The 18,915-nt window shown below is 57.7% G+C and carries 10 protein-coding genes; 5 read left to right on the top strand and 5 right to left on the bottom strand.

Translation table 11 applies throughout. The features are described from left to right. Window positions 1–37: 37 nt before the first annotated feature. A complete protein-coding gene (locus ACZ5CE_RS04300; RefSeq protein ID WP_464576549.1) occupies window positions 38–3,157 on the bottom strand; it encodes a transglycosylase domain-containing protein in 3,120 nt (1,039 codons plus the stop codon). A gap of 541 nt (window positions 3,158–3,698) precedes the next feature. Here ACZ5CE_RS04300 and ACZ5CE_RS04295 point away from each other — a divergent pair. The 5 genes from ACZ5CE_RS04295 to ACZ5CE_RS04275 all read left to right on the top strand — a co-directional run bounded on the left by ACZ5CE_RS04295 (window position 3,699) and on the right by ACZ5CE_RS04275 (window position 10,146). Next, window positions 3,699–4,007, top strand: a complete 309-nt coding sequence (locus tag ACZ5CE_RS04295; protein ID WP_464576548.1) for a c-type cytochrome — start codon at window positions 3,699–3,701, stop codon at window positions 4,005–4,007. A 196-nt stretch (window positions 4,008–4,203) separates the two neighbouring features. Next, a complete protein-coding gene (locus tag ACZ5CE_RS04290; RefSeq protein ID WP_464576546.1) occupies window positions 4,204–6,558 on the top strand; it encodes a penicillin acylase family protein in 2,355 nt (784 codons plus the stop codon). A 172-nt stretch (window positions 6,559–6,730) separates the two neighbouring features. Beyond that, window positions 6,731–7,783 (top strand): phytoene/squalene synthase family protein, encoded by a 1,053-nt coding sequence (locus tag ACZ5CE_RS04285; protein WP_464576544.1) that lies wholly within the window; start codon window positions 6,731–6,733, stop codon window positions 7,781–7,783. A gap of 129 nt (window positions 7,784–7,912) precedes the next feature. Then, the gene (locus ACZ5CE_RS04280; RefSeq protein WP_464576542.1) at window positions 7,913–9,589 is read left to right on the top strand and encodes an MFS transporter; all 1,677 of its coding nucleotides are present in this window, start codon (window positions 7,913–7,915) and stop codon (window positions 9,587–9,589) included. 254 nt (window positions 9,590–9,843) lie between these two features. Next, the gene (locus ACZ5CE_RS04275) at window positions 9,844–10,146 is read left to right on the top strand and encodes a hypothetical protein (RefSeq protein ID WP_464576540.1); all 303 of its coding nucleotides are present in this window, start codon (window positions 9,844–9,846) and stop codon (window positions 10,144–10,146) included. A 437-nt stretch (window positions 10,147–10,583) separates the two neighbouring features. On the opposite strand, the gene dinB is transcribed toward ACZ5CE_RS04275, so the two are convergent. From dinB to ACZ5CE_RS04255, 4 genes are all read right to left on the bottom strand, one after another. Further along, window positions 10,584–11,732: a DNA polymerase IV gene (dinB, locus tag ACZ5CE_RS04270; RefSeq protein WP_464576539.1), complete on the bottom strand. Its 1,149-nt coding sequence runs from the start codon at window positions 11,730–11,732 to the stop codon at window positions 10,584–10,586. Window positions 11,733–11,802: 70 nt separating this feature from the next. Next, complete coding sequence (locus ACZ5CE_RS04265; protein ID WP_464576537.1) at window positions 11,803–14,307, bottom strand: ABC transporter permease; 2,505 nt, start codon at window positions 14,305–14,307, stop codon at window positions 11,803–11,805. Window positions 14,308–14,544: 237 nt separating this feature from the next. Beyond that, window positions 14,545–17,640, bottom strand: a complete 3,096-nt coding sequence (locus tag ACZ5CE_RS04260) for an efflux RND transporter permease subunit (RefSeq protein WP_464576535.1) — start codon at window positions 17,638–17,640, stop codon at window positions 14,545–14,547. A gap of 53 nt (window positions 17,641–17,693) precedes the next feature. Continuing rightward, window positions 17,694–18,872 carry an efflux RND transporter periplasmic adaptor subunit gene (locus ACZ5CE_RS04255; RefSeq protein ID WP_464576533.1) on the bottom strand — a complete coding sequence of 393 codons (1,179 nt, stop codon included), beginning with the start codon at window positions 18,870–18,872 and terminating at the stop codon, window positions 17,694–17,696. Window positions 18,873–18,915 lie beyond the last annotated feature (43 nt).

Raw genomic sequence — 18,915 nt, 5'->3', positions numbered from 1 at the left:
TCCACAACCGCAATATCTGTGCCGGGAAACTGACATTTCAGCTTGAGCCTTCTGCGGTTTTCCTGGGCTCTACCGCCCGGTTGCGTCGGACGATGGGTTTCCTGGAAAGTTGCTCTGGCAAAGGTTGGGCCTTGTCGGTGAGCGGCTTGAGAATCGGCAGCACATGCTTCATCACCTGCGTGGACAGCGCGGAGGTAAATCGGTAATCCGCAGCATCCTGGCCGGGGACGAATGCAGTCATCGTCCCGAAAAAACGGTCTCCGATGAAGAATACAAAGGTAGCGGAGCGGTTTACGGCACGGGACTCCTTGACGACACCCGGTGCGGAAAACGTAATATAGCGATGGTCGCCGGTTCCGGTTTTTCCCCCGATGAAAATTTCGCTGCCATCCTCCTCTACCATTGCCCGCGCAAGACGCGATGCTGTACCGGTCTCCACGACATCGGTGAGGACGCCACGCACCGCTGCTGCCAGTTCAGGCGAAAACATTCTTTCTCCCTGGACCGGCGCTCGCTCGACCACCGTTTCGAACGGCGTGCCTGCGCCAAAGCGGAGGCGCTCGATAAGTACGGAAGGCACACGTACGCCATTGTTCAGGATGGTGCCCATCAGTTCCGCCAATGCAGCTGGATGGTCAGCGGAACTGCCAATGGCGGTAGCAAGCGATGGTACCAGTGAATTAAAGGGATATCCCAGCCGCTTCCAGCTGCGATGTATCTCCAGGAACGCTTCCAGTTCCAGGAGGACACGAATCCGTATGTCCTGCGAGTTCTTGTGTATCGTCTTGAACAGCCATTGATAGACCGCAATGCGCTCATTCCCGCTTGCCTCGATCACGTCCCTGTATTCAGCCTTGGGATGCGCGATCAGATAGCGTGCCAGCCATAGCTCCAGGGGATGGACGGTCACCAGATAACCCTGGTCCGCGAGCGAATATTTTCCCGGCCCGTAAATGTCGTAAAGCTCCGCGAGGCTCGGCGTCCTCGGTCTTTTAAGGCCGCTTTTAAGCGTGCCTTTGGGAGGTTTAAGACTGGCAAGGTGCGGACTCATGAATTTCTCGAACTCCGCGAAACTCGCGCCGGGATAAAGATAGCGATAGGCCGCGGCCAGGCGGCGTGGCGTATGCCTGAAGCTGGAGAAAAATACCGCACTCACATCCGCGGGAGTCTCCTTGTCTTTGTATTTAGCATAAAAGCGCTGGATAAACTGCCGACCTTCCTTATCCGCAAATCGTTTGAGGTATATCTCACGTTCCGGATCTCCCGCGTTTCTCAGTATCCTCGCTGAAGATCCTTCGATGTCGAACATATAGTGGCGCACGATATCGCGCATCAGCCGGATGTAAACAAGATTGATCGAACTCAGGGTGGCCTGGCGCACGCTCGGCATTCTCTCATTGTCCTGCGGATTGAAGTTGTGAAAAACATGCGCTCCGCCAGCGGTAAAAAAACTCTCGTAGGGACTCGCCGAATACTTTCGCTCAAGCGCCGCTTCCAGCATACCTGCCAGGCTCTTGTCCCTGCTTTGCAAAAGATGCGCGATCGCCCACCGGCTGAGATTGTCGCTGGGATCGACCTCTTGCTTGCGCAAAAGCTTGGGTTCCAGCATCGAATATTTTTTATGCAGCTCCTCGATGATTTCCAGATAAGTGACCAGCGTCCTCAGTTTTGCGGTTGAGCCCAGATCGAGCTTTGTCCCTCGATTGATATCCAGGGGCTGATCAAAATTGTCCGCCTGAATTCGAAACTTGGCGCCTCCAGGAGTCAACTCGGAAAGTGTGAAACTGTATATGATCTTACCCGGATCCTCCTTCTCCAGCATGCGATAACCATAGAGACCCATCGCCTTGGCATATTTCTCGTCCTTGAGCCCGCGCAGCATATCGGTGACCTTCCGCTGCAATTCTCCATCCAGGGTACTCTGCACCGACAGATCCAGCCGGTCCACGTCATACATTCGCTGCAATCCGAGCAGATAGGCGAGCCGCGCGCGGACGTTATTCACCGCTTTTTGCGCGACGAAATTCCTTGGCTCTTCGGTCATGACGGCATCGCGGAAGCGCAGCGGCATTGGCAGCGCGACATCCCTGAGAATGGACGGTATCACGCCAGCCTGGGCCAGCACCCGCAAGTGGCTGTTGGTAAGCTCCTCCAGCGCTTTCCTGCCGGAAATCAGATAATAGGAAGGCCTGCGCTGCGCAATCATCAGGCTCAGCACGTGCTTGTAGAGGCGCGCTGCCTCGGTCAGAGCATCCCCTCTGGCGAAACCAGAGTTCAGAATGCGATTGGTCTCATCGAAATCCAGGCCGTACCATACCCACAAGCCATCACCCAATCCGTTTGCTTCGCCGTAGCCCGGCGCCCCTGCCAGGGGTACGGTGTTCAGGTAATCCATTATGATGCGCTGGCGATGCGGCATCGTTTCTTCCCCATCCAGGTAAGCACGAACCGAGGCTGAGAGAACCTGCTGCAGCTTGTCTAGCGGGGTAGTAGTCAGCCCATTGGGGGAATGACGATATTTTTCGATCTGGGTCGCCAGCGTGCTGCCTCCGACCACGTCGTGCTCCGGCTGGAAGAATTGGGTCATCTTATCCAGCAGCGCCTTGCCCAGCCTGTTCCACTCGATCGCCGGATTTTTTTTCGGACGGGTGACATCGAGCAGCTCACGATTTTCGATAAACAGCAGGCTGTTGGTTACTATTTTTGGAATAGCCGCGAAATTTTCATAGATACGCGTTGGAAATACCGTGCGATACAGGAGTTTTCCTCTGTCTCCGGCAACTTGCAGACCAGCCTGCGTTTTCTCGCGATAGGGTATGAAAAAGCCCTCCGCCGCGAGCTCGCGCATGCTGGGAGAAAGCCGTGCCTGGGCACTTATCTGGAAGTCGTGTTTCGTCAGATTACGCAGCATTTCGGGCAAGCGGCTGTAGCCCATGCGTATATCATAGGGCCCGGCCTGCGTGAGAAGTGCGGCTTCGGCTGGATCGGCAGCGCCTTTCTCGACTTCCCAGCGCAAACCCTCTGCCAGCTTCGCGAAGTAATGCGCCTGGTAGGCGGAAGTTCCCATTTCCAGATAAATCAGGAAAATCGCGATACCGGCCACGGCAAGAAGCAGGATCAGAAAGGAAAGAGCAAGAAACTCGAACGTGCGGCTCAAAGTGAAACCATCAAGTCAAGGAATAACGAGCAAAGCTCATGAATAAACGGAATGCCGCGGAAGTCCGACTCTCCCTCGACGACAAACAGAACACTGCCAAATGCCGCGGCAGCGGCGCGATTTCTCAGGTGGAACGAGGAAGATTTCCTCGATATCATGCAAGTGCTTCGTGATGACGAATAAATCAACAGCGCGGCTTCGGCAGGAATGGCTAAAGCACTGCCATGGCATGCACCGAACCGTCTGAAAGACCTTTAGAAAACTTTTATTCCAGATTAGCCGAACCTTGGCAAAACCAAGGCGGTAACTCGATCTGGTTAGCAATATAGAGAATTCCTCGCCAAATGGCAAACGGGAAACCTGGTTTATCCCGGTTTATGGTTGCATCTGGATCAGGCTGGCGATAGCGCATCCATTTTGCCGACAAACTCCAGCCATAAGAAATCCCTGAGCAAATGGAGAGCGATATAATAACCTCTCCATCCATCGCCCCATCGACCGAAGGCGATCTTGGAATTCTTTAAAAGGAGAACAACGAAAAATGAATAAAGCAACGCTATTGTTGGCTGCAACCATGCTCGCCGGTCTGGCGGGATGTTCCAAGACCGATCCTTACACGCCCCCTGAAAATGCAACAGGAGAAGACATCTTTTATGCGAACTGCAGCAAATGCCACAAGCCGGAAGCACCAGGCACCGTGATGACGCTGAGCAGTTCCATGGCCAACAAGGAGGCCATTACCCAGAAGATAGCAAAAGGAAGCATGTCCATGCCCGCCTTCCCCAACATAAAAGGCGAGCCGGCCCAGCGCCTGGCTGAATTCATCCTGGCGAACAGCAAGACGAAATAGGCCGCCGCGTTTCGCGGACCAGGATGCCCGACTCGTTCCCGTTCTTGTGAAAACGGCATGGGGTGATGATATTCCCGTTTTTTTCGGGAAACGTTTGTCATGATCCTCCCCCTCCCATGGTAGGCCGGATGCGGCACACCTTTCGGCCTGCCGGATTGTGATTGCTCTATCCCGCAGGGCATGCCGTTTTCTTCTCATGCTCGTCATGTTGGCGCTGCTCGCGGCAGGTGCCGCCTGGCTGCTGCTGCGCGGCAGCCTGCCGCACTATGGCGGCTCCGCCTATCTGGCTGGGCTCGCCGCTCCCGTGACCATCGAGCGAGACGCGCTGGGCAGTGTGACGGTGCGTGCGGACAGTCATCTTGATGTGGCGCGAGCGCTGGGCTATGTTCACGCGCAGGAGCGCTTTTTCGAGATGGATCTGCTGAGGCGGCAAGCGGCTGGGGAACTGGCCGAATTATTCGGGCCGGCCGCGTTGCCCATGGACCGCAAGTCCCGGGTACATCGCATGCGCGTACGCGCCGCAGCAGCGCTGTCACAGTTGCCGGTCGAACAGCAGCAACTGCTTGCGGCCTATCGCGATGGGGTAAATGGCGGTCTCGCTGACCTCTCGTCGCGTCCATTTCCCTATCTTCTGGTCCGCACCCACCCAGGCATGTGGCGCAGCGAGGACAGTCTGCTGGCTGTTTCTGCGATGTTTTTCACGCTCAATGATGAGGAAAACCATCGCGAGCTGGCTCTATCCACCATGCGGGTAGCCCTTCCTGAAAGCGCCTACAGATTCCTGATCGCACGAGGAGGTGAATGGGATGCGCCGCTTGCCGGAATCGCGCTTCAGTGGCCGCCCCCCCCATCAGCCGAGGAATTGGATTTGCGCAAGCTTGCCCCCGGCCTCATGCGCGACACCGAGGAATATAACGGCTACCTCCCCGGCAGCAACAGCTTCGCCGTCGCCGGCGCGCTGACCGGAGGCGCGGCACTCGTAGGGAATGACATGCATCTGGGACTGAGGGTGCCAAACATCTGGTTTCGCACACGCCTCGTTTATCCCAATCCCAGGCATCCGGAACAAATCGTCGACGTCAGCGGAGCCAGCCTTCCCGGCACCCCGGCTACTACCGTGGGTTCCAATGGCAGGGTAGCCTGGAGTTTTACCAACAGCTATGGCGACCTCCTGGACTGGGTACGCGTAACGCTGCATCCAGCTGACAACTTCACCTATCGAAGCGCGGAGGGCTGGAAGCCGTTATCCATTCACCGTGAGGTACTGCATGTACGTGGCGCCCCGGACGAGACCCTGGACATCTATGAAACCGAATGGGGACCAATTCTTGCTGCCGATCATGATGGAGCGCCCCTCGCGCTGGCGTGGACCGCCCATCGGCCCGGCTCGGTGAATATGGAGCTGGTCTTTCTGGAGCAGGCCGAAACCTTGGAACAGGCCGTTTCAATTGCATGGAAAGCAGGCATGCCGCCACAAAATTTTATCGTTGGGGATCTGGCTGGCAGGATCGCGTGGACCATAGCAGGCCGCCTGCCCGTTCGGACCGGCAATTTCGATCCCACGCTGCCGTCCGACTGGTCGGCCGCAGGCACGGGATGGAATGGCTGGCTGAACCCGGAAGAATATCCTCTCATCACTGATCCGCCCTCAGGGCGATTATGGTCCGCAAACGCCCGGGTCGTGGAAGGGCCCATGCTCGACAAGATCGGCGACGGCGGTTATGACCTGGGCGCGCGCGCCAAGCAGATTCGAGATGATTTGTTCGAACGACAGCACTTCTCGCCCGCCGACATGCTGGCTATTCAGCTGGATGATCGGGCGCTGTTTCTTTCGCGCTGGCGGGCGCTGCTTGATGAGACATTGAAACAGGGGAAAGCGGAACCCTGGCGCACCGAAATGCGGCAGGCCATGCGGGACTGGGATGGATACGCCTCGACGGATTCAGTGGCTTACCGGCTGGTGCGGGAATTCCGCCAGGAAGTCATCAGAACCGTGCTCGACGGTTTTGCGGCTGCAGTCCGAATCAAATACCCGTCATTCATGCTTCCAAAACTGAACCAGGCCGAGCATGCGGTATGGATGCTGGTGCAAACCCGCCCTCCGCATTTGCTGTCCTCCATTTACGCGGACTGGCAAGACATGCTGGACAGTTGCGCAAGACGCCTGGCCGAGCGCATGCGCGGCCAGCCGGGCGGAATCGCCGCGCGTACCTGGGGGGAGCGCAACACCGCAAGCATTCGGCATCCGGTCAGCCGCAACCTGCCGGGATTCATTGCAGACTGGCTGGACATGCCAAAAGACCAGTTGCCGGGAGACACCCATATGCCCCGGGTGCAGGGGCGGGATTTCGGCGCCTCCAACCGCCTGGCGGTTGCACCCGGGCTTGAAGAGCAGGGCTATTTCGAGATGCCCGGCGGCCAGAGCGGCCACCCCCTCTCGCCGTACTACGGCAGCGGACATGCCGACTGGGTTGCGGGAAAACCGACGCCGTTCCTTGCGGGGCAGGCACAACAAACCCTGCACCTTTATCCGGATGCAGAAAACCGTTAACGATTCAATCCAGCGATCGGCCATCTCCATCTGTCAGCTTCATGTGCCTGTCAATACCATGTGACCGTGTCCCCCGAAAGCGCGCAGCGGGGATTTGTTCAGCACCTCCCTTGACCATCGGGCTCGTCAACAGGTAATGTTCGCCCCTTTATCAGCGCCTGGGAATCTCCGCTTGAGATCTACTTTCACCACATACGCCCCGCATGACCTGCTTCACGGCATCCTCAAGCATGTCTCCCGTTCGTTTTATCTCACCCTCAACGTGTTGCCGGAAGGCGTGCGCGACCAGATGGGCCTGGCTTACCTTTTTGCGCGCGCCGCCGATACCATCGCGGATACCGATCTCATCGACCGTGACCAGCGCTTGAAATATCTCCAGCAGTTTCGCATGCAGTTCGCCTCCCCCGAAATCCACTGGGAAGACCTTCGGGAAATGCAGGCAGCGCTGGCTCCGCACCAGAAGGATTCGGCGGAAAGCATCCTTCTCCAGCGGCTGGAAGACTGCTTCAAGTTGTATGAAACCTGCTCCGCCGGCGACCGCATGCGTATCCAATGGCTTATGGACGTGCTTCCGCGCGGGATGGAAATGGACTTGACGCAATTTCCCGGCCAATCCGCCGCCGACCTCACGGCGTTGGCCACGCTGGATGAACTCGATCAGTACACCTATTATGTCGCGGGATGCGTCGGAGAATTCTGGACCAGGATGGTCTGCGCCCACCGGCCAGCCATGTCCCGATGGGATACTGAAAAAATGTCGTCCATTGGAGTAAGATTCGGTAAGGGATTGCAGCTTACCAACATACTGAAAGATATCGGCCGCGACCTGCATCATGGCCGATGCTATGTGCCGGAACCGCTGTTGTCAGCAGCCGGGCTGACACCCGCCGATCTGCTGGACGGGCGCCGCACGCTGCCATTGTTCAGGCCCGTCCTGAGCCAGCTTATCAAACTGGCCATGCAACATCTGGACCAGGGCTGGATTTATACGATATCGATACCGGGTTCCGAAATCCGTCAGCGCCTGGCATGCATGTGGCCAATATTATTGGCCGGCGAAACGCTGAAACGTGTCTCGGCTTCTCCTGACATTCTCAATCCCGCAGTCAATGTGAAGGCGCCCCGCACCACCGTATACCGTGTCATGGCCCTGACCATCCTCTCCGGGGCCAATGGATACGTTGCAACGGCTTACTGGAACCAACTGAAAAAATCGTTTTCCTGATACCCATGCTGCCGGATACCCCTCAATCCCTCCTGTGCTTCCTGTGCTATGCGCAAAACCTGTCGAGATGGCGAAAAAGCACTCTGAATCCATATCAAGCACGGATAACCCCGGAACAGAATAACCGCGATGCAACAGGATAAACCCGAAATAGCACCCAGTGCCGTTCGCGCGCGAGGATTCGCAGATGCCATCGGTCGCTGGCTCGATACCAACATTTTTTCCCTGGGACGGGAAATGCGGCTTTCCTACCTGCCTCCGCTCATGGTTTATGCGGCCGCAGGCATTTCGGGGCTGACCAGTATCGTTGGCACATTTTACGTGAAGGAGCAACTGGGGCTTACCGCCGAATTTCTCGCGGCGCTTGGGTTCTGGATGATGCTCCCATGGGCCCTGAAGATGCCGCTGGGGCATCTGGTCGATCTGGCGTGGCGATGGAAAAGCCTGCTGGTATACGTGGGAGCGGGTCTGATCACGATGAGCATCCTGATCATGGTCGGCCTGCTGGGACATCTCGACGCGATGCGGGCCATCGCTTCGGTGGAAGCCTGGTACGTGACATCGTCATTACTTGCGCCCATAGGGTATGTGTTGCAGGATGTCGTGGCGGATGCGATGACAGTCGAAGCAGTGCCGCGAATCGATGCCGATAGCAAGACGCTCTCCCTGGATGAGCGCAAGTCGATGCATGTCACCATGCAGACTCTCGGGCGCGTCGCCATCATTTCCGGAGGCGTGCTGGTATCGCTCATGAACGTTTTCTTGCTGCAGGGCGTCAATGATCTGCCCAATGAAGAAAAGGCTGCAGCCTACCTGTTCGTCTATGAGCTTGCCCTCATCATTCCGGGCGCTTCGGTCTGCGGCGTTTTGTTCGCCGCCTGGCTGCGCTGGCGCGATATGGCGAGGCTGAGGGCAAAGGGCCTTGGCCGGGAGGAAAGCCGCGCGCTGCTCGAAAGCCAGGCCCCTCCCCCACCAGTCAACTGGTGGATTCTGGGAGGAGGGCTGGCCTTTACCCTGGTCTCCCTCAGCGTTGGCCTTAGCCGTATCCCGGGAGCGGAAGAAATTATTTTTCTCGTTTCCATGGCCATCGTCATTTTCTTGATGTGGCGTTTGACCGGCGAACTCGAGCCCGAAGCGCGCAACGTGCTGGTCGGGACAGCAGTATTGATATTTGTATTTCGGGCAGTGCCGGGGCCGGGAGCGGGCTCGACCTGGTGGATGATCGACGAACTGGGCTTCGACCAGCAATTTCTCGCAACCTTGTCACTCATCGGCGCAACGTTGACCCTCGCAGGAATGTTCATTTTTCGGCGCTTCATGGCCGAGCGGTCCATCGCCTATATCATCGCCTCCCTTACTATCCTGGGAAGTCTGCTGTCGCTCCCCATCATCGGCATGTATTTCGGCCTGCACGAATGGACGGCTTCGGTAACCGGCGGCGTAGTGGACGCCCGGTTCATTGCCGTGATTGACACCGCCCTGGAATCGCCCCTGGGTCAGATTGCCATGATACCCATGCTGGCCTGGATCGCAAACTCGGCGCCGGAAAGGCTCAAGGCAACCTTTTTCGCGGTGATGGCCTCCTTCACCAACCTGGCATTATCCGCTTCCCAGCTTGCCACCAAGTACATAAACCAGATCTTTACGGTTACACGGGAAGTAAAGGATCCAGCGACAGGGCAAATCACGGTTCCGGCCGATTACAGCGAGCTCGGCACGCTTCTGATTGCGGTTACCCTGATCGGATTTGTCCTGCCGCTGCTGTCCATCACCGTCATCCAGCGCACGCGCTTTCGCAATGCCTGACACATTCCCGGCACACGAGGCGGAGTTGTCATGAGGTTGCGCCTGTCATCCTCTGCGGGGTTGCCGTTCGAAGCCTGCCCCGGCCGGGTGTTCCCTTGACAAGTTCCAGCCCGAAGTACATCATTCGGGCGGGGGCAAGGAGTCGCTGGCCGAGTGGTTCTGTGTTGCTGCAATCGCCGGCTTCGCCTGGACTCCTGCCTCCGACCACGATGCGATCCCGCCTCTTGACCATCCTTTTCCCGGCAGCCGAAGTCATGCATCTCATATCACGGCAAAAAGGCGCCATTACGCTTTTTACGCTGCTGCTCACTGTTTTCGCGGTCGCGATGGCCTACTGGCTGTGGCGGGCACATGTCCAGGTTTCTCTGGAAATCGAGCTCGCCTGCCGCGTTCCAGCGGCGGAAGCCTGCGTTTCCGCCAAAGCCCGTTATATGAACAGTTTTTATGCTGCCTGGTTGAACCAGATCTTTCCGTGGATCTTTCCGTTCATCCCGGCATTCATCTATGTATTTTTTTTCCGCTGGCTACGGAAAAACAGGCAGCCGCCGGCGGCCTAGCAGCCTGTCGGACTTGAAGTATCGAAGCGAAAATGTGACTGGGTGAGGGTAAATTTTGACGATTTTGAAGACCAATAGTCGTTCTATTGGTCGAAAAAGTAGCGAAATATAAACCAGCCAGATGCTTTTGCAGCCGATTTCCTTTAGGGAAGCGCTGAATAAATCCTTGCTGAGCGCGTTGCTGGTAAAATCGGGATGATCATAAGGCGCGCGACGCAGGTCGTAGCTTGGACTGCGATGCCAAGGAGCGCAACGCCATGAGTGCCCGATTTTACCGCAACCCTTATGGGACGGGGATTTGCGGGTGGTCTGCCTTGTCAGGCTCCTGGCGAAGGGGATCAGCCATTCGCATCGTCGCCTTTCGCGCATTCCATCCCGCAATGCCACCGCCGCGCCAGCGGAGATTTATTCAGCGCTTCCCTAGGTCCGGCAGGCTGCTAGGATACGAATGGCAATTCCTTCTGGAGAGAAACGGCTGAAGCAGCGGAAAGACTGCCGGGAGATAGTGCACTCGCGCGCACACCCAGCAGCCGCAGCCTCCGGTCCAGCGATATCCGCCGCAAGCATCTTTCTGCAGCCCGGCGGATAACCATGGCATCGGCAGTTGGCTCAACCAAGGTGCTGGCACGCGTTACCGTCTGGAAATCCCCGAATCGCAACTTGATGCCGATAGTGCGAGCGACATAGCCTTTGCGCTGCAGATCCTTTGCCAGATCGACGCACAAACCCGTAAAAATCCCGGACAGGATGGAACGGTCAAGACGGGGATGAAGATCGCGCTCGAATGTGGTCTCCCGGCTAAGCGATTTAGGCTCGGAGTTGATGATCACTGGCCGGTCGTCTCTCCCGTGAGCCACTTCGTGCAGCCAGCGGCCGTAGCTGAAACCAAAGTTCAGCTGGAGAAAATCCGGGGCGGCACATGCGAGTTGCCCTATGGTGGCAATACCCAAAGTTTCGAGTTTTCCCGCGGCTATGGGCCCGATTCCATTTATTTTTTTTACCGCCAGTGGCCAGATGCGGGCCGGGGTCCCTGCTTGATCAAGGATGGTGAGGCCATCCGGCTTTTCGAGATCCGAGCATATTTTCGACAGCAGCTTGTTTGGAGCGATGCCAATGGAACAGGAAAGCCCGGTCGCTCCCTGCACGGCCTGTTTGATGCGCTGGGCGATAGCTGCGGTATCGATGGCGAGATCAGTCAGGTCGATATAAATTTCATCGATGCCATGATCCTCGATCTTCGGCGCCACGGTTGCCACCGCGGCTTTAAACAATTGGGAATAATGACGATAGCGCTGGAAGTCGGCAGGCAGCAAAATGGCATCCGGCGCCAGCCGGGCCGCATTCATCAGGCCCATGCCAGAGGATATGCCGAAGATTCGCGCCTCGTAAGTCGCCGTGGTGACGACACCACGCCCCGCATAGCTTTTCAGTCTTCCAAAAAGCCGCGTACCATCCTTGCGAAGCGCGGGTTCCTCTTCTCCGCTACCACCGATTACGACCGGCTGGCCGCGCAGTTCCGGGTAGCGCAGCAGCTCGACCGACGCATAGAAAGCATCCATATCGAGATGAGCAATGCGGCGATCCATTCCAGGCCTGTCATTTACGGTCACAAGAAGAAATCGAAGAAATCATTCCGGGAGGCGCTGAATGGATCCCTCAAACCTTCCGCAACGTCATCAACGGCGGTGTCGAAAGCGCTGATCGGGTTCCGATCAATCCCGCCAGAGTCACGCCCACGCTTCCAGTCAGCAGGCCGGTCAGCCATATCCATGGGTTGAAAGTATAAGCGAGGTTCAACACATACTCGCCGATGACATATCCCATTGCGGTAGCTCCCGCAGCGGCAAACAGTCCGGCAAACGCGCCGAGAATCGCAAACTCGGAAGCCCAGGCCCGCGCCAGCTGTCCGCGCCTTGCTCCCAGGGTACGGAAAATCGCAGCTTCCCGAATGCGCTCATCCTGGGTGGAAACGATCGCGGCATATAATACCGACAGTCCCGCCAGGAGCGTAAACAGGAAAACGAATTCCACTGCTTTCGTTACCTGTCCTATCATTTTTTGCACCTGGTTGATGATCTCTGCCACATCGATCAAAAGCAGGTTGGGAAATGCCTTTATCAACTTGTTCGTCAACTCCGCATCCTGCTCGGGAAGGTGAAAACTCGTAATGTAGCTGGCTGGGTAATCTTCCAGGATACCAGGGGGCGTAAGCACGAAAAAGTTCACGCGGAACGTGTCCCAATCCACTTTGCGCAGGCTGGTGACCGTGCCCGAGAAGACGCTTCCCGCTATATCGTAAGTCAGCCTGTCGCCGAGACCGGCGCCTATGGTTTTTGCAATATCCTCCTCCAACGAAAGCTCGGTGTCCCCTTTTTCCCCGCGCTTCCACCACTTGCCCTGAATTATCTGGTTATCGCTTGGCACTTCCGTGGCCCATGAAAGATTGAATTCGCGCTCCACCAGCCGCCTGGCCCGTTCGTCCGCATAATCCCTGGAGACGATCGGCTTGTCGTTGATCGCGGTCAGGCGCGCTCGAATCATGGGAAACACCGGTGGCTGCGCAACATGATGCCGGCGAAAAAACTCTGCCAATGGCTGTATTTGATCTTCCTGGATATTGACGAGGAAATGGTTGGGAGCATCTGGTGGAAGACTGGTGCGCCAATTCTGCAGCAGGTCATCCCGGATCAGTGTCAACGCAAGCAAAGCCATAAGGCCCAGCCCCAAGGCAACCGCCTGCACCACGCTGGCGGTGGCGCGCCGCCGGATGCTCGCCAGGCCATAGCGCCACGCACCACCCGTCTGCCCGCGCATGTGCGACAGCATTCTTACCAGAACCAGACCGAGCGAACCAAAGACGATTATGGCCCCGACGAATCCCCCCATCACAGACAGCCCCAGGCGCGCATCGCCCGCTTTCCATAGAAAAAGCAGCGCCAGCGCACCCAGTCCCGAGAGATAACCCGTCACGCTATGGGAATTGGGTGCGCCGATGTCGCGCCGCAGTACGCGCAACGCCGGAACACTGCGCAAATTGAGCAAGGGCGGCAACGCAAAACCAAGCAACAGCACCATGCCGGTAAGCAATCCATGTATCGCCGGCCACGCGCTGGGCCAGGGCAGCTCTGCCTTCACCACCCCCGACAGCCAGTAAGCCAGGACCTCCTGGGCGATGATGCCAAGAATGCACCCAGCGCTGCTCGCAATGATTCCCAGCATGATGAAATGGTACATGTACAGGCGCAGCATGGACGACTGACTGGCCCCCAGACAGCGCATCACCGCGCATCCATCGAGATGGCGCTGGATAAAGCGCCGTACGGCGAGTGCCGCGGCCGCGGCCGCCAGAACCACGCTTGCCAAGGCCGCCAGGCTTAGAAACTTTTCCGCCCGTTCCAGCGCAGCTTTTATCTCCGGACGTGCGTCCCGTATGCCTTCGATCCTTTCCCCCAGCATCAAACGCGATTCAGCCCAGCCACGAAACTTTTCGACTGCGCCATCCTCCCCGGAAACCAGCAGCCGATAGCTGATCCGGCTCCCCTGCTGCACCAGTCCGGTTGCCGCCAGATCATCCGCATTGATGAGGACCCGCGGTCTCAAGTTTATGAATCCGATCGAGTAATCGGGTTCCTGTGTTATCAGCGCTGCCACGGTAAAATGCTTCACGCCCAGTTCGATTGTGTCACCGCGATGGAGATCGAGGTGAACCATGAGTTTTTCATCCACCCAGGCCGAACCTCGGGATGGAATCGCATCAGCGACATGAGCGATCCGCGTTGACGAGGCTGTCCCGAAACCCTCGCTGATGCGCAGTTCCCCACGAAGGGGATATCCTGCCGTTACCGCCTTGATCTCGCTCAGGATGCTGCTATCCCCCTTCCCCGCCATGCTCGGAAATTTGATCGCCGTGGATACAGACAACCCGAGCTGCCTGGCTTCCTCGGCATAGCTGGTAGACAGCACATGGTCTGAAACAATGACCAGATCCGCGCCAAGCAACTGGTTTCCCTGGCGGGAAAGCCCAAGCTGCACCCGATCAGCGAAAAATCCTACGGTAGTCATCCCGCCGACCGCGATCACCAGTGCAAATGCAAGCACCCGCAGTTCGCCCGCGCGCCAGTCGCGGCGCAGCATCCGCAGGGAAAGTCTAACGAGGTTCATCCTGAATCCCACCGTTGAACAGGGTGAAGTATGCAGTTTCTGGACTCGCCATACAGATGAATGTCGAGTACCGCGAAAAGTTTTTGTGGATCATGGCTCTAAACTGGAAATGAGCGGTTAATTGCCAGATTCAGGTTTATAATACATCAACCGGTCCTGCATGGGTTATCGCTGGCAATGAGGGGAAATCGCAGCCATTGCTTCGCAAAATGCGCTGTGTAGGCTTTCAGCGCTTCCCTAGTTCTGCTGCTGCAACTTGGGAGCCAGGTCCGTTTCCAGCTTGAGCGGTCCCTCTCCGGAAAAACGATCCAGATAAAGATAGATTACCGGTGTAATGAAAAGCGTGATCACTTGCGAGAACAGGAGGCCACCGACCACCGCAAGACCCAGGGGCTGGCGCAGTTCGGCGCCCGCACCCAATCCGAGAGCGATGGGAATCGCACCCATCAGCGCGGCAAGAGTGGTCATCATGATCGGACGAAAACGCAGCAGGCAGGCGGTCCGGATGGCTTCGCGCTGCGGAAGGGCGTCGTTGCGCTGCGCATCGAGCGCAAAATCGATCATCATGATGGCATTCTTCTTGACGATGCCGATCAGCATCAGAATACCGATCATGGCGATGATGGATAGTTCCATTTTGAATAGCCAGAGCATGGCCAGCGCGCCGACTGCCGCGGACGGCAGTCCGGAAAGAATCGTGAGCGGATGGATATAGCTCTCGTAGAGTACGCCGAGCAGCACGTATATCACCAACAGCGCAGCGACGATAAGCACGATCTGACTTGCCTGGGACGACTGGAAGGCCGCTGCATCGCCTGCGTAGTTCGTCAGAATGCTGGGCGGCATATCCAGCTCGCGCTTGAATTGTTCGATGTTTTTGGACGCATCCCCAAGCGCCGCGCCAGGCGCCAGGTTGAACGAGATCGTCAATGCCCCCAATTGTCCCGCGTGATTGATCGCCACCGGTCCCGCCTCGCGTTTCACCGATGCGACACTGGACAATGGGACCAGCGCGCCGCTGCTGGACCGCAAATAGATTTTTCCAAAAGCGGTTTCATCCGCGCGGTCTTCCGCGCCCATCTGCAGGATCACCTGGTAGCTATCGGTGGAAGTATATATCGTGGAAACCTGGCGCTCGCCGAATGCGCTATACAAGGCGGAACGTATGTCGGACATTTGCACGCCCAGCAGGTTGACCTTGTCGCGATCGATATCCAGCTTGGCCTGCAACCCTTTCAGCTGCGAATCGCTGGTCACGTCGCGGAATATCGACGCCTCCCGCATGCGTCCCATGAGGTTCTCGGCCGCTGCATGCAGTTCTTCGGCATTTACGCTGCGCAAGACGTACTGGTACCGGCTCTTGCTGGTACGGCCGCCGAGCCTGAGGTTCTGGATGGGATTGATGAACACGTTTATTCCCGGTATGGCGCTCACTTCCCGGCGCAGGCTTTCGATGACCTGGTCGATCGGCGGCCGCTCGCCGCGGGGCTTGAGAACCATGAAAAGCCGCGCGCTATTGCTATCGGTGGCATTGGCATTCAACGTCTCCACCGCCGGGTTCGAACGGATCACTTTGTCCGCGCGCAGCACCAGCTCGGCCATGGCAGGAAACGAAATATCCTCGACTGCCTCCACCGTGACCAGAGCCTGCCCGATGTCCTCGGTGGGAAAAAACCCCTTTGGTAGAATTGCAAACAGCACGCCAGTGGCAACAAAAGTGGCGATGGCGATGCCAAGCACGAAACGATGATGCAGCAAGGCGAGATCAAGCACGCGTTCGTAAAGCGAAAGCATCCGCGCAAACCCCCGCTCGAACCACTCCGTCCACTTCAGGCTGCCCCCATCCTGCTCATGCCCGCGAATGTAGCGGCTGGTCATGACCGGGACCAGCGTGAGCGATACCACGGCCGACATCAGCACGGCGATGCCGACGACAGCGGCAAATTCATGAAAAAGAAGCCCGATCACCCCCGGCATGAAAAAAATCGGTATGAACACCGCAACCAGTGAAAGCGAAATCGAGATGATGGTAAAGCTGACTTCTTTTGAACCCAGCAAAGCCGCCTGCAACGGCGGCATCCCCTTCTCTATGTGACGCACGATATTCTCCAGCATCACGATGGCATCGTCCACCACCAGCCCGACTGCGAGCGTGATGGCGAGCAGGGAGATGTTGTCCAGGCTGTAGCCGAGAACGCGCATCATTGCAACCGTGCCCAGCAATGAAATCGGCAGGGAAAGCGCGGGTATCAGCGTAGCTGAAGGCTTCCGCAGAAACAGGAAAATCACCAGCAGCACCAGAATGATGGTGATCCCGAGGGTCACCTGCACGTCATGAATGGCTTCCCGGATCGAAACCGAACGGTCGCTGGTAAACCTGAGATGGATGGATGACGGCATCTGTGCGACCAGCGGAGGGATGGCTGCCTTGATCGCATCGACCGTTGCCACGGTATTCGCACCCGGCTGGCGCTGGACAGAAAGCGTAACCGACGGCTCGCCATTGAGCCAGCTCGCAATCTTGACGGATTCCACGCTGTCCTTCACTTCGGCCACTTCCGAAAGCTGCACCGGGTTTCCGGCGGGAGATGTCGCCACGATAAGTTTCGCAAATTCGGCTGCACTACTGAGCTGGCGATTGGCCTGTATGGTCAGGGCCTGGCGCGGTCCTTCGAGAGTGCCCACCGGCGTGTTGGCATTGGCGGTGCGCAGCGCATTTGCGATATCGTCCAGAGTCAGATTGCGCACGGCAAGCGCTTCCGCATCCACGAGTACGCGCACAGCATATTTTTTCTGCCCGTTGATCTGCACCTGCGCCACGCCGGTAATCGTGGATAGCGTAGGCGCGATAAGATCCTCGACATAGCTGTTCAAATCGGACAGCGACATGGATGGCGATGTCAACGCAAGGAAAAGGATGGGAGACTCCGCGGGATTGATCTTGCGGTAGGAAGGCGGTGTCGTCATTTCTGCCGGCAATGCGCGCTGCGCCCGCAGCAGCGCCGCCTGGACATCTATGGACGCGTCATCGATGTTGCGATCCTGCTCGAACTCCAGCGTAATCTGCGTATTGCCGAGCGTGCTCGTCGAACTGATTACCGAAAGACCCGAAATGGTGGAAAACTGGCGTTCGAGCGGGGTCGCCACGGAGGAAGCCATCGTCTCGGGCCCGGCGCCGGGGAGCACCGCCGTCACGGTGATGGTGGGCGAGTCGTAGCTCGGCAGGGCCGCGATCGGCAAGCCGCCGTAGGCTATGATTCCCGCGACCACCGCCGAGGCTGACAGCAATACCGTCATGACCGGGCGGCGAATGCATAATTCGGAGAGATTCATTTTTCTGGCGCCGCTATGCGAATCCGGCCATGCGTGCCGGGAAAATGTGGCGTCTATCCATCGCCCGACCTGCCGGTTTTTCTTGGCCCCTCCACCACTACGCTGCCGGGCCTGAGGTTTTGCGCACCCTCCATGACAATCCGTGTTCCTGACGCGACGGAAGGCCCTTCTATGACCGCAAGGCCGTCCTGGATCAGGCGCACGCTCACGGAAAGCGTATCGGCCTTGTTTTGCCCATCGATCACGTAGAGAAATTTTCTTTCGGGCCCGTTCTGGACAGATTGCACGGGAACCGTAAGCGCCTCCGTCAAGGTGCTCGGCGACAATGCGACCCGAACGAACATGCCTGGCCAGAGGTGGCTGTCCGCATTGGGAAACTCGGCCTTGAGGGCTATCGTTCCGCTGGCGGTATCGACAGCATTATCGATGAATATCAGGCGTCCTTTACGGGACAGCCTGCCCGAGTCATCGAGCTCCACATAGACGGGCACATCGCCCTTTACAAGCGCATCCTGCAATGGCACGAATTCACGCTCGGGCAGGTTGAAGCTGACGTTGATCGGATCGATCTGCGTGATGCTCACCAATGCATCATTCGGCAGCACCAGGCTGCCTTGATATACCGAAATGGCGCCAGTACGGCCGGAGATCGGCGCCAGGATTTCGCTGAAACCGCGCGCGACGCGCATTGCGCGCACACTCGCCTCGTCCACCGCAAGCTGGCCGCGCAGGCTCTCCACTTGATTCTGCGCCACTTCCAGCGCAGCCTCCGAAATAAAGTGCTGTTCAAACAAATCACGCTGACGCTTGAGATTGCGCTCGGCATTCTTTAGGTCTGCCCGCGACCTGGCAAGCTGGCCTTCGGTCCGGCTGAGATTGGCGTCTTCGGTACGCGCATCCAGCGTGAACAGCCTCTCCCCCTGACGTACGAACTGCCCCTCCCTGATATGCACCGACCTGATCATCGCGCTGAGTTGAGGCCGGACCGCAACCGTTTGCTGCGGGGTTACCGTCCCGTTCGCGCTGAGCCTGATGGGTACATCCTCCCGCTTTATCATGGTGGTCACGACCTGAACAGGCTTCTCGGCCCTGCCCTTGGTGTCTGTCGCGCTGCCCTGGCTGCGCCAGACCCATGCGCTTGCCGCCAGTGCAAGCAGCACGAGAGCGGTCATGGTAGCCCGAAAGCGGCGGTTGGGCGGTACCGCGCGTTCCGCCGGAGAAGGAACGGCCATCAGATGGATTCCGGAAAATTTACCAGGACAACAGGTGAAGAGG

Source organism: Nitrosospira sp. TNL200 (genome assembly GCF_055386305.1).
The sequence above is the reverse complement of the archived record's forward strand: the minus strand, read 5'-3'. Positions and strand labels throughout refer to the sequence as shown.